The organism is Bartonella bovis 91-4, assembly GCF_000384965.1.
In the GTDB taxonomy this organism is placed as follows: Bacteria; Pseudomonadota; Alphaproteobacteria; order Rhizobiales; family Rhizobiaceae; genus Bartonella; species Bartonella bovis.
In genome coordinates this window covers 449,426-461,841 of record NZ_CM001844.1, presented here as the reverse complement: position 1 = coordinate 461,841, position 12,416 = coordinate 449,426, and the positions used below count along the sequence as shown (strand labels likewise).

General features: G+C 35.9%; 10 protein-coding genes. 5 read left to right on the top strand and 5 right to left on the bottom strand.

Annotation, left to right across the window (positions count from 1 at the left end; translation table 11 throughout):
• Positions 1-63 precede the first annotated feature (63 nt).
• The gene (locus tag BBBE_RS01995; RefSeq protein WP_010700947.1) at positions 64-1,356 is read left to right on the top strand and encodes a M16 family metallopeptidase; all 1,293 of its coding nucleotides are present in this window, start codon (positions 64-66) and stop codon (positions 1,354-1,356) included.
• Between the two features lie 437 nt (positions 1,357-1,793).
• On the top strand, positions 1,794-4,682 hold the full coding sequence (locus BBBE_RS01990) for an EAL domain-containing protein (protein ID WP_010700946.1): 2,889 nt from the start codon (positions 1,794-1,796) through the stop codon (positions 4,680-4,682).
• 42 nt (positions 4,683-4,724) lie between these two features.
• Here the strand turns inward: BBBE_RS01990 and BBBE_RS01985 are convergent, their stop codons facing one another.
• Positions 4,725-5,309: a YqgE/AlgH family protein gene (locus tag BBBE_RS01985; RefSeq protein ID WP_010700945.1), complete on the bottom strand. Its 585-nt coding sequence runs from the start codon at positions 5,307-5,309 to the stop codon at positions 4,725-4,727.
• 71 nt (positions 5,310-5,380) lie between these two features.
• On the opposite strand from BBBE_RS01985, the gene BBBE_RS01980 reads away from it, so the two are divergent.
• On the top strand, positions 5,381-6,259 hold the full coding sequence (locus tag BBBE_RS01980; RefSeq protein ID WP_010700944.1) for a protein-disulfide reductase DsbD domain-containing protein: 879 nt from the start codon (positions 5,381-5,383) through the stop codon (positions 6,257-6,259).
• Between the two features lie 27 nt (positions 6,260-6,286).
• On the opposite strand, the gene rnhA is transcribed toward BBBE_RS01980, so the two are convergent.
• From rnhA to cyoE, 4 genes are all read right to left on the bottom strand, one after another.
• Complete coding sequence (gene rnhA, locus BBBE_RS01975; RefSeq protein ID WP_010700943.1) at positions 6,287-6,754, bottom strand: ribonuclease HI; 468 nt, start codon at positions 6,752-6,754, stop codon at positions 6,287-6,289.
• A 5-nt stretch (positions 6,755-6,759) separates the two neighbouring features.
• Positions 6,760-7,719, bottom strand: a complete 960-nt coding sequence (locus BBBE_RS01970) for a homoserine kinase (protein ID WP_010700942.1) — start codon at positions 7,717-7,719, stop codon at positions 6,760-6,762.
• A gap of 31 nt (positions 7,720-7,750) precedes the next feature.
• The gene (gene ispH, locus BBBE_RS01965) at positions 7,751-8,776 is read right to left on the bottom strand and encodes a 4-hydroxy-3-methylbut-2-enyl diphosphate reductase (RefSeq protein ID WP_010700941.1); all 1,026 of its coding nucleotides are present in this window, start codon (positions 8,774-8,776) and stop codon (positions 7,751-7,753) included.
• 181 nt (positions 8,777-8,957) lie between these two features.
• Complete coding sequence (gene cyoE / locus BBBE_RS01960; RefSeq protein ID WP_010700940.1) at positions 8,958-9,893, bottom strand: heme o synthase; 936 nt, start codon at positions 9,891-9,893, stop codon at positions 8,958-8,960.
• A gap of 402 nt (positions 9,894-10,295) precedes the next feature.
• On the opposite strand from cyoE, the gene BBBE_RS01955 reads away from it, so the two are divergent.
• Together BBBE_RS01955 and tldD are read left to right on the top strand one after the other, a co-directional pair.
• Positions 10,296-10,832, top strand: a complete 537-nt coding sequence (locus BBBE_RS01955) for an invasion associated locus B family protein (RefSeq protein WP_010700939.1) — start codon at positions 10,296-10,298, stop codon at positions 10,830-10,832.
• 101 nt (positions 10,833-10,933) lie between these two features.
• Positions 10,934-12,352 carry a metalloprotease TldD gene (tldD, locus tag BBBE_RS01950; protein ID WP_010700938.1) on the top strand — a complete coding sequence of 473 codons (1,419 nt, stop codon included), beginning with the start codon at positions 10,934-10,936 and terminating at the stop codon, positions 12,350-12,352.
• Positions 12,353-12,416: the final 64 nt, after the last annotated feature.

Genomic DNA, 12,416 nt, shown 5'->3' with positions numbered 1-12,416 from the left:
ATCAAAAAATATTTAATGTCCTTATAATTGGGCATTTAGTTTGTTTAACGGAGTCATAAAGACATGGGTGTAGACATCAGCCGCCTCAGTAATGGTTTGACTATTGCCACGCGCACAATGCAACAAATTGACAGTGTCGCGCTTGGAATATGGGTTAAAGTCGGCTCACGTAACGAAACCTTTACACAACATGGCATCGCTCATCTCCTTGAACATATGGCTTTTAAAGGAACCGAAAACCGTACAGCCTTTAAAATTGCAGCTGATATTGAAGATGTTGGAGGGGAAATCAATGCCCATACCAGTATTGAAACAACTGCTTATTTTGCACGTGTACTTAAAGACGATATCCCACTTGCTATCGATATTCTGTCTGACATCATGATATGTTCAAAATTTGATGAAGAGGAATTAGAGCGAGAAAAGCAAGTAATTGTTCAGGAAATTGGTGCTACCTATGATGTTCCGGATGATATTGTTTTTGACCATTTTACTGAAACAGCCTTTCGCCATCAGTCCCTTGGTCGCTCTATTTTAGGAACACCAAAAACAATCCAATCATTTACATCTACTGACTTACATAATTTCATGAATAAACACTACAGTGCAAACCGCATGATTGTAGTGGCTGCAGGAGCTGTGGATCATGAAAGTTTTTTGCGTGAAGTTGAAAACCGTCTTAGTACTTTTCGTTCTCATTCAACAACCTCTTTTACCAATCTTGCCAATTATGTCGGTGGTGACTTTCGTGAATACCGTGATTTAAAGGATGCACAAGTTGTTCTTGGTTTTGAAGGGCGACCATATCATGCACGTGATTTCTATGCAGCTCAGATTCTTTCAATTATTCTAGGAGGAGGCATGTCATCGCGCTTATTCCAAGAAGTTAGAGAGAAGCGTGGATTATGCTACTCTATTTATTCTTTTCATTGGGGTTTTTCAGATACTGGGCTTTTTGGTATTCACGCTGCTACCGGACAAGAAGGGCTAGAAACACTTTTACCTGTTATTCTTGATGAACTTTCTAAAGCGAGCAAAAATATTCACGAAAGTGAACTTCAACGAGCACGGGCACAATACCGTGCCAACTTCACAATATCACAAGAGAATCCAGCCAGCCAAGCCCATCTTATTGCCCGCCAAATGCTTCTTTATGATCGACCAATTCCAATATCTGAAATGATTGAACGCTTAGAGCTTATTACCCCAAAACGACTCACTGAGCTTGCTACCCGCCTTTTTATTAACTCAAAACCAACATTAGCAGCTATTGGTCCTGTTGGCCGTCTTATAAACTTCGATGATCTAACATCAACTCTTTTGTCTAATATAACCGCTTCTTCTGAACGTAAATAAACCCCTCCTAAAAAACTTTAATTCATTGCCTTTATAATAAATTTGTAATGAATAAAGTAGCCGATATTAACACCATATATACATTTTTACTATAAAATCACCACAAAAGTTCTACTTATTAAACAAGTTTGAGAAAGATGAATCAAAAAAGCGTACAAAGCTACTCAACCAACGCCTCATATGGTAGAAAATTTAATAAACAAAGATATATTAGTAAAGTCTGAAAATTTATAGCTTAAGCTTGTCTTTTTAAAATATAGATACCAGTTTAAGTTTTATTTGTAAGCATAAATATCTGATTTACCTTTGTGTAAAAATATATTTTTAAAAAGAAAATGATAACTACTTCTTATAAAAATAAATCTTAAAAGATGAATGTATTTTTCTGAAAATATAATCTAAAATTAAACAGTTTAAAATACTAAGAGTGAGACATTGTGAAAAGTTTGTGTCAGATAATCAATATTATCATTGTTATAATTATTAGCTCTTTTTTCCAACTCACATTAGCGCAAGCCATTGAACCAATTAAAATTTCTCCTCAAGATACAGCTATTGATCTATCAAAAGCAATTGAAATTCACCACACAAACAACCCCATTTTTCAAACAAGTACTGCACCAGGACCAGATGGTATTGTATGGCGTATCGAAGTGCAGGCTAACAATGAAAATTTTTCTGGAAGCTGGGCAGTATTTGCCCTGGCAAATCCAACAGATGAACAGATCGACCGCCTCATTGTTGCTCCTCATTATCGTATAGCTAACTCAGGTCTTTTTTGGCCAGATCTTGGATCAACACGTATTCAATCTATCACTCCAAATGAAGGTTTTTCTCTTGACCGTCAAGCTAGTACAAATTCAGATATTTTTCGTATTACACTCAATCCTGGTGCTGTCATCACATTTGTTGCAGAGCTTAACTCTGCCAATCTACCCAAAATCTATTTATGGAAACCTGAAGCCTATAAGGATACAATCAATTCCTATACGCTCTATCATGGTATCCTCCTTGGTATATCAGGTCTTTTAGCGCTCTTACTAACCGTTTTATTTGTTGTTCGTGGAACAGGTCTCTTCCCTGCAACGGCTGCTGTTGCTTGGGCAATTCTTTTCTACATTGGTATTGACTTTAATTTTTTGAATAAACTCTTTGCAATTACACCAACAATAGAACCAATCTGGCGTGCTAGTACAGAAATTGCACTTGCAGCAACACTTTTCATTTTCCTTTTCACCTATCTATGCCTGAACCGCTGGCACTATCATTTTAGCTACGGAGCAATCATATGGATTATAGCTCTTTGTGGCCTTGGAACACTTGCTATTTATGATCCAACCAGAGCAGCCGGCATCGCTCGTGTATCATTTGGTCTTACCACTATACTTGGTATTATCTTAATCAGTTATTTTTCAATCCGCCGCTATGATCGCGCAATCATGCTTATTCCAACATGGTTGCTCATCAGCTTCTGGTCTATTGGAGCTTATGCTTGCATAGAAGGATATTTAGATAACGATATTATTCAACCAGCTCTAGCGGGAGGGTTGGTGCTTATTGTTCTTCTTATCAGCTTTATCATTATGCAACAAACTTTTTCTCATGACTCTTTTTATGAAGGAATTTTTTCTGATCTTGAACAACAAGCGCTTGCAGCAAAAGGAGCTGGGAATATCATTTGGGATTGGGATGTTGAACGTGATCGTATTGTTGTTCATCCGGACATGACACCCCTCTTTGGTACTGAAGCACAAAAACTAAATGGTACTATGAATGACTGGATTTCAGCCTTGCACCATGATGATCGTGAACACTTTCATGCAATGCTAGATATCATTCTTAAAAATAAAAAGGGACGCATTGAGCAAATTTTTCGACTTTCTTGCGGTGGTGGTCATTATCATTGGTTTTCGCTTCGCGCGAGTCCAGCCATTGTAAAAAAAGGTGGAAAAGTTACCCGTGTGATTGGAACCATTATTAATATTACAAACCACAAAAAAGCCGAAGAGCGTTTACTGCATAATGCAATTTACGACAACTTAACTGGACTTCCTAACAAACAAATTTTTTTGGATAGATTACAGCATTATATCTCTCTTGCTAAAGTAAATATAAAAATTAAACCAACTATTTTGATGATTGATTTCGACAATTTCCGTCAAATTAATCACAAGTTAGGTATAGCTGTTGGCGACACCGTACTTTTGATTATCGCACGGCGTTTGAGCCGCCTTATTAACACTCAAGACACCTTAACCCGTCTTTTTGCTGATCGTTTTGCAATTATTTTACTTAGTGAAACTAAACCACAAAAAATTGCAGCATTTGTGAATCATTTGCACAAAACAATTTCAGCGCCTATTTCACTTGCAGAAAAAGAAATATCGTTATCAACGTCAATTGGGCTTGTTACATGGAGTGAGTGTAGATTAAATGCTAAAGATATTTTTCATGATAGTGAATTGGCAATGATCCAAGCAAAACAAAAAGGTGGTAATGATATTGTACCTTTTCGCCCCAATTTTCGTGCTTCAAGCTTTAAACATAACAACATTGAACATGATATTCATTCTGCCATAAAACATAAGGAAGTAAAAATTCTCTACCATCCTATTTTTAATCTATCAGATGGACAAATTATAGGTTTTGAAGCGATCGTAGAATGGCATCATCCATATCATGGAAATTTAAATGTCAATGATTTTATTAAAATCGTAGAAAGCGAACAGATCACTATGGATCTGGCACAATTTATTATTGATAACGCTATTACTGATCTTATCAAAATAAAAAAGAAATGTGCTCAACAACCGTTTTTCATTTCAATCAATTTACCAAGTGCAGAAATGATTCATCCTAACTTTATAAGTCAATTGCGCTCTACCCTTCTTCGCAATCCACTTAATAAAGGGCACTTGATGATAGAGGTATCAGAATTTGTTTTGAGAAAAAATCCTGAACAATCAGCTCATTTCCTTGAGCAGATTAAAGCGTTAGGAATGAATCTAGCATTAGACCATTTTGGAACAGGCTATTCGTCACTTGCTTATCTCGTTCGTTATCCATTTGACATGGTTAAATTAGACCGCTCATTTGTCTCTCTCGATTCACCTAAGAAAAAACTTGTTCTCAAATCAATTATCAATATGGCTACTGATCTTAATTTACAGATTATTGCAGAAGGTGTTGAAGATGAAAAAGTGGCCCTCTTCCTACGTCAAGAAGGTTGCCAATATATTCAAAGTACAATTATTACTAAACCAATCACTGCCGAAGAATTAATTACTCTTATTCAAAACCAATTTTCCTATAAAAATAAACCATAGTTGATAGGCTTTTATAAAATCTAGAGAAAACAGCAAACATGTTTATGCATGACCTATTTCAGAAACGAGATAAGTTGGATTAATTCCCATGCGGATAAAACTTTCATCATATGTATTGCTTAAATCACTTTCAAAAATAAAGCTGGGCGATGTAGAACTGATCAACCAACCATTCGCAGAAATTTCTGTCTCAAGCTGCCCTGCTTTCCACCCAGCATAACCCAATGCTATCAGCGCGTGTTGAGGACCTTGTTCACAACTGATTGCTTTTAATATATCAATAGTTGCAGTAAGATAAATCTTTTCTGTAACAGAAATGGTTGCTTCACAAGTGTAATCACCCGAATGAAGTACAAAACCACGAGAAGGATCAACAGGCCCGCCATAGCGTACTGGAAACTTTTTTATTGATTCAGAAAGATCATTTTTTTTTGCTTGCTCAATCACTCCAAGCTGAAGTAAAAGTTCAGGAAAATCAATACTGTGCAATTGATTGAGAATAATTCCCATAGCACCAGAATTAGAATGAGCGCAAATATAAATAACAGAACGAACAAAGCGTTTATCATTCATTCCGGGCATTGCTATGAGCAATTTTCCATTTAAAAATCCATCACGCTGTTTCATTAATTTGACATTTCCCATAATCTATATGTTAAACTTCAATTCAAGTAGTACAAGAAGAAAATAGAAACTAGATGAAAAAAGTTCAAATATTTCTAAATTTACAAAGAATTTCAAATTTCTTTTATGAAAAACTTTTAATTGTTTTTAGCTTAACATTCGTGTTTTTAAGCTTATCCAATTTCACTATTGCTGCTCAAAAAGAACAAGAATCTCACCTTCTCGCAACACCTTGGCATGAATCAAAAGGCGGTAGTGTGAGACTGGCAATCACCAATCCCTCTTTTTCTGGAATAAGAAATGGTTTTATTGAAGTGACGCTTAAGCCAAAATGGAAAACCTATTGGCGTAATCCAGGAAATTCTGGTATGGCACCATTTTTTAACTTTAACCAACAGGTCTCTTATGAAATTTTTTACCCCATACCACAACTTTATGAAACAGAAAGTGATTGGTCATTGGCCTATAAAAATAAAGTTGTATTACCATTTAGTGTTTCCGGTTCAAATGAAAATCTTAGTGGCTCTTTAACCATTGGACTGTGTGATGAAATCTGTATCCCTTTTACTGTTGACTTTGATTTTTCCCCATTCACTCAGAAAAATACATATCTTCCTTCATCCTTATTAAAGCATGCCCAAGCTGCTCTTCCTCGTGCAATGGATAATGAATTTAAAATAAGTGCTGAAAAAGATAAAAATACCTTATTTATAAAAATACAAAATAACAGCAAAATCAAAATCTCATCCCTCTTCTTAGATGGGGGAGATATGCAAATTGGACCAGCGAAAAAAGTAAGCGATCATGAAGAATATACACTCTTTAGCGCCCCTATATATTTCATGCCAGACGAACTAAACCAAACAATTTTTTATGCAATTTCTTCTCAAAATCACGCCTTGAGTGGAACATTCATAATAAATACGGAATCAAATCACACTGTCATTCCGTGATATATGAGAAAAGCTATTTCATAAAAATTATGTAGAAAAACGCCCGTTTTCGCGATATTCAATAATTGCTTTACGTGCAAGAGCGTCTGCGCGTTCATTATCTGGATGACCTGCGTGCCCCTTTATCCAGTGCCATCTGACATCATGTCGAGAGCAAGCATCATCAAGAGCTTGCCATAACTCCATATTTTTAACAGGACTATTCGATGCAGTGCGCCAGTTATGCTTCTTCCACCCTTTAAGCCACATAGATATTCCATTGCGCACGTAAACTGAGTCTGTATAAAGATCAATTGAACAAGATTCTTTAAGTGCATTCAACGCGCAAATTGCTGCCATAAGTTCCATTTGATTATTAGTTGTATATTCTTTCCCACCATACAGTTCACGTTCACGACCATTCCAGCGTAAAATTGCCCCCCATCCCCCAGGCCCTGGATTTCCAGAGCAAGCACCATCTGTATAAATTTCAATGACTTTTTTTTGATTGAACATAAAATTTAAAAACCCAACTCAGTCAACGAATCCACACTACTAAAAAAATTAAGTTTATGCCAATATTCCAACGGGTCCTTCTTAACAACAAAACTACCAGCAGGCGTATTAAACCAATCATAAAGGCGTGTTAGTAAAAAGCGTAAAGCTGCACCACGCACCAATAAAAGAATCGCATTCAATTCTAAAGGTATCAATGGCCTAATTTTTTGATAACTTTCTAATAGTCCACGTGCTTTGACAAGATTATAAGAATAATCGCTTTCAAAACACCAAGCATTCAAACAGATTGCTAAATCATAAGCAAAAAAATCATTACAAGCAAAATAGAAATCTATAATACCAGAAAGACGACGGTCCAAAAAAAACACGTTATCATTAAATAAATCAGCGTGAATAATACCCGTTGGTAAATACAATGGCCAATTTTTTTCTAAAAATGCTAACTCTATATCAATTTTTGGTCCGAATTTTTGTAGTAAAATATCTTTTTTTGTTTGGCAACTCGCCCACAATGATTTCCAATTTACAATAGAAAGAGTATTTTTACGGTTGGGTACAAAATCTTGCCCAGCTAAATGCAATCGTGCCAAACCAGTACCTACTTCACAACAATGATATACATTAGGCTCACGCACCCATATCCCTTCTACAAAGGTAACAATAACAGCAGGACGCCCAGCTAACTTACCAATCGTTGCTCCATCATTCTGAAAGACTGGTTGAGGACAAGGAACTCCACGCTGATTTAAATGCTGCATAAGACTACAAAAAAAGGGTAAATCACTTTTTGAAACGCGTCTTTCATAAAGTGTTAAAATAAATTTTCCTTTTGTTGTATAAAGTATGAAATTCGAGTTTTCGATACCTTCTGCTATTCCTTGATAAGATAAAAGAAAACCTATTGAATAACGAGTCAAAAATTCTTCCAAATCGCTCTGATGAACGTCAGTATAAACTGCCATTATTTTGCTTTCGTTTTAAGCACTAGTAATATCATAACTTCCGTTTGTTAGTATCTTTAGCATAACCATTAACAAAAGCCATATCCTGGGGAGTTAAAACAACATCACGTAACCCGCGATTAACCAAAAATGTCTCTGTTTCTAATACAGTCTCAGCCAATTCTATTTTGACATCATAACGCTTATGAAAAGCTGCAATAATTTCATCGACAATAATTTCAGGAGCAGATGCCCCAGCTGAAAGACTAACAACTGAAAGAACACCCAAATTATCAAAATCAATTTCATCAGCACATTGAACTAAAATAGATCGCTGCGCACCAAACCTTTCAGCAACCTCTACTAAACGCCGCGAATTAGATGAGTTTGGCGCACCAACAATCAAAAATAAATCACTCCCTAATGCTGCTGCTTTAACAGCTTCTTGTCGATTGGTCGTAGCATAGCAAATTGACTCAGCAGCCGGTGTTTCTAATGCAGGAAAACGTTTCTGCAAAACATCCAAAATCTCGGCTGTATTTTCAACAGAAAGTGTTGTTTGTGTTACAAATCCCAACTTCTTTGGATTTTCCGGTTTATAACGCCAAGCATCTTCTACTGTTTCAATTAATGTAACAGCTCCTTTTTCAAGCTGCCCCATTGTTCCTATCACCTCAGGATGACCAGAATGACCAATTAATATGACATGACGACCATGACGTTGATGCCGTATCGCTTGCTTATGAACCTTGGAAACCAAAGGACACGTTGCATCGATATAGAATAAATTATAATGATGAGCCTCTTCTGGTACAGACTTTGGCACACCATGAGCAGAAAATACTACAGGTTGACCCCGATGCTCCTCTGGAATCTCATTAAGCTCTTCAATAAAAATAGCTCCACGCTGTTGTAACCCCTCAACCACATAGCGGTTATGTACAATTTCATGACGAACATACACTGGAGTACCATATTTTTTTAATGCCAGAACAACAATTTGAATAGCACGATCAACCCCAGCACAAAAACCACGTGGACTACAAAGGCGCATTGTTAAAGGAGGGAGCAAGCACATAATTCATCTTTCATTTTTATGACTTTTTCCATGTATCCAAGCAAACTGTTGTTATGCACTATATAAGAAATTTATAGAGAAAAACTAAAATATCACCTTCTCTCTATACAAAAAGTTGTATCTATAGGACGTTATCATTTTATTGACACAAATTAATTTTTTCTCCTTAACTTAAATTACATTAAAGGATAACAAAACACAAAATAAGACTTTCAATTAAAAGAATTCCAAATATAGCGGCTAAATAAAACAATGAAAAGAAAAACACTTTTTTTGCCATAGAAATGGTTTCATCATGTGTATCAGCTTTCCACAAACGATAAGAAAAATAAATAAAAGTAAAACTTAAAATTGTTGAACAAATACCATAAGTAATACCTGCAAAACCTACAATGTAAGGCCCAATGGCACATAACGCCATAATAACAGTATAAACTAAAATTTGTTTCTTGGTTGAATATTCACCTCGTACATTAGGCATTATAGGAATACCTGCTGCATCGTAATCAATAGATGAAAATAAAGAAAGAGCCCAAAAATGTGGTGGAGTCCACATAAAAATGATCAAAAATAATAGGAAACTTTCAATACTTATTGCCCCTGTTGCAGCTGCCCACCCAATCATTGGTGGAAAAGCCCCAGCTGCACCACCAATAACAATATTTTGTGGTGTTATACGTTTTAACCAAATCGTATAAATAACAACATAAAAGAAAATTGTAAAAGCAAGAAAAATCGCTGCAAACCAATTAATGAAAACTCCCATACCCAAAACCGAAAGCATAGAAAGAGCCAAACCAAAAACAAATGCTTTCTTACGGCTAATCTTACCGGTAGGAATAGGACGCTTTCGCGTACGTTTCATTACTGCATCAATATCAGCGTCATACCACATATTAAGTGCCCCTGCACCACCACCGCCCACAGCAATACATAAAATTGCTAACATACCATGAAATGGATTTACAGTAACAGGTGACACCATCAATCCAACCAGAGCCGTAAATACAACAAGTAACATAACCCGCGGTTTCAATAATGTAATATAATCATAAAAATTGGCTTTTGGCGGAATTGACTGACTATTTTTAGCTGATAATTCTTCTAAAATACACATCCACTAAAGAACCTTTTCCATCAGTGTCATCCACAAAAACACTATTTAACATATGGAAATGACCCAATTAATATTATAGCATTTTTAAGACCATATAATATCTATCTTATTTTATGTACTTTCAAAACAGATAGAAATACTTACAATATTCCAATAAATGTTATCCCTTATATAAAATAAGGCATCATAAAAATAAATAGACCTTACTAAATGCCACAAGATAGTGCTAGAAAATTTTACTTTCATAAAATATTATTTTTTTATTTTGTACTTCCGTTCCGGTTATATGCAATAAATATGTTCTAAAAAGAACTAGTTTTATGTTATACTTTTAAGACAAGGATTTACTTTTCATGAAAACCTATGCACAATGATATAATAACGATTTGGGTAGGGCTTTCCATGATACTTTATCAATTTTTTAAAAAAAACTTCTTTGGCGTTATTATTTACGTATTTTGCGTTACTTTTACCAATTATGCTATTGCGCAAATACCCAATACACAAAATGTTCCTACCCCACAAACTTATGGTGCATGGACAAAAGTTTGCTCACTGCCACCAGGTACACCTAATATACAATGTGAAATCGTACAAGATGTGCGCACACAAGATCGCCGTGATATAACCTTTCGGGTTACATTTCATAAATTGCCTAAAAATAAAGAAACTTTAATGCGGGTTTTTGTTCCTATTCGGGTGGAATTACGCTCTGGTGTTGGTGTTAAAATCGATGATAAAAATATAGGAAAAATAGAATATCGGCGTTGTTTGGGCGATAACTGTGTTGCTGAAGCTCTCCTGAAAGAAGATGTTCTAAAGCTCTTTTTAAATGGTAAAATAGCTACTTACTTTGTCTTTACAACCCCCGAGCAAGGAGTTGGTGGTGCTATTGATTTGCATGGCCTTAATGAAGCTTACGCGAACTTACCGGAATAATAACAAATACTAAAGATCAGCACACCCAATAACTGTTTTAAAAACCTTCCAAATAAAGAAAATAAACATTGCCGGCCACCAATGTAAATAGGATGATCACTATGAAATCACTGATTGACCGTTTTGATATTACTTCATCCAAAGTACAGTCTCTTGTTCAAGAAACTCTTCACAATGCTGATGATGGTGAACTTTATCTTGAATATACAGAAAGTGAGGTACTTTTATTTGATAATAGCCAGCTTAAAAATGGGTCATTTCATCAAGATATAGGATTTGGCCTACGTGTTGTTTCTGGAGAAGCTACTGGATACGCCCACTCCAGTGAATTATCAGCTGCTGCACTCAAACGCGCCATTGAAGCTGCTAAAGCTGTAACCTATAATAATCATACAGGATCTTATAGTGCAGCTCCCTCACAACCAAAGCAAAGATTATACCAACCAAACAATCCTCTTGATGCTCCATCATTTAAAGAAAAAAGTGAACTTTTACAAAAAATTGACGCATATTTACGTGAAAAAAATAACAAATTGCATCAAGTTACCGTCGCTCTTTCCGGTTCACTCCAACATGTTGAAATTTTACGTGGTGATGGATATTTCGTTCATGACATTCGCCCCCTCGTAAAACTTACTATATCTGTGGTAGTTTCTGACAATAATCGACGTGAAAATGGATTCTATGGATGTGGTGGACGACAAACATTTAACCAATTCATTAGTGAAGAAAATTGGAAAATAGCTGCCGATGAAGCTTTACGTATGGCTTTAGTCAACTTAGAAGCAGAAGAAGCGCCAGCAGGAACATTTGATGTTGTTTTAGCTAATGGGTGGCCTGGTGTTATGCTACATGAAGCTGTTGGACATGGCTTGGAAGGCGATTTTAACCGCAAAAAAACATCTGCTTTTTCTGGACTTTTGGGACAACAAGTTGCCGCAAAAGGTGTTACTATTGTTGATGATGGCACAATCCCTCAATGCCGTGGATCACTCACTATCGATGATGAAGGAACACCATCAGGATATAATGTTCTTATTGAAAACGGCAAACTCGTGAGCTTCATGCAGGATAGGTTAAATGCTCGACTCATGGGTGTTAATCCAACTGGAAATGGGCGACGTGAGTCTTATGCACATACACCAATACCACGGATGACAAACACAATTATGCTAGGAGGAGATAAAACACCTCAAGAAATTCTATCTTCATTAAAAAACGGTATTTATGCCGTTTCATTTGGTGGAGGACAAGTTGATATTACTTCTGGAAAATTTGTATTTGAATGCACTGAAGCTTACCGAGTAGAGAATGGAAAAATCTTAGCTCCAATAAAAGGTGCAACCCTTATTGGTAATGGACCAGATGCCATGAAACGCATTACAATGATTGGAAATGACAGCAAACTGGATAATGGTATAGGTATATGTGGAAAAGCAGGACAAAATGTTCCTGTTGGTGTGGGACAACCCCATTTACGTATCAATAACATGACAATCGGTGGGACAACGCTTTCATAAACATCAATCAACTAAGCTTAATAAAAATTTTTCAATGTATTAAAATAGCTTTTTTATTTTAGCT

What these genes read in the sequence shown, in the direction of transcription:
- cyoE (WP_010700940.1), bottom strand. Translation starts at nt 9,893, where the DNA reads ATGTGTATTTTAGAAGAATTATCAGCTAAAAATAGTCAGTCAATTCCG.
- BBBE_RS01985 (WP_010700945.1), bottom strand. Translation starts at nt 5,309, where the DNA reads ATGAAACAGCGTGATGGATTTTTAAATGGAAAATTGCTCATAGCAATG.
- BBBE_RS01970 (WP_010700942.1), bottom strand. Translation starts at nt 7,719, where the DNA reads ATGGCAGTTTATACTGACGTTCATCAGAGCGATTTGGAAGAATTTTTG.
- tldD (WP_010700938.1), top strand. Translation starts at nt 10,934, where the DNA reads ATGAAATCACTGATTGACCGTTTTGATATTACTTCATCCAAAGTACAG.
- ispH (WP_010700941.1), bottom strand. Translation starts at nt 8,776, where the DNA reads ATGTGCTTGCTCCCTCCTTTAACAATGCGCCTTTGTAGTCCACGTGGT.
- rnhA (WP_010700943.1), bottom strand. Translation starts at nt 6,754, where the DNA reads ATGTTCAATCAAAAAAAAGTCATTGAAATTTATACAGATGGTGCTTGC.
- BBBE_RS01980 (WP_010700944.1), top strand. Translation starts at nt 5,381, where the DNA reads ATGAAAAAAGTTCAAATATTTCTAAATTTACAAAGAATTTCAAATTTC.
- BBBE_RS01955 (WP_010700939.1), top strand. Translation starts at nt 10,296, where the DNA reads ATGATACTTTATCAATTTTTTAAAAAAAACTTCTTTGGCGTTATTATT.
- BBBE_RS01995 (WP_010700947.1), top strand. Translation starts at nt 64, where the DNA reads ATGGGTGTAGACATCAGCCGCCTCAGTAATGGTTTGACTATTGCCACG.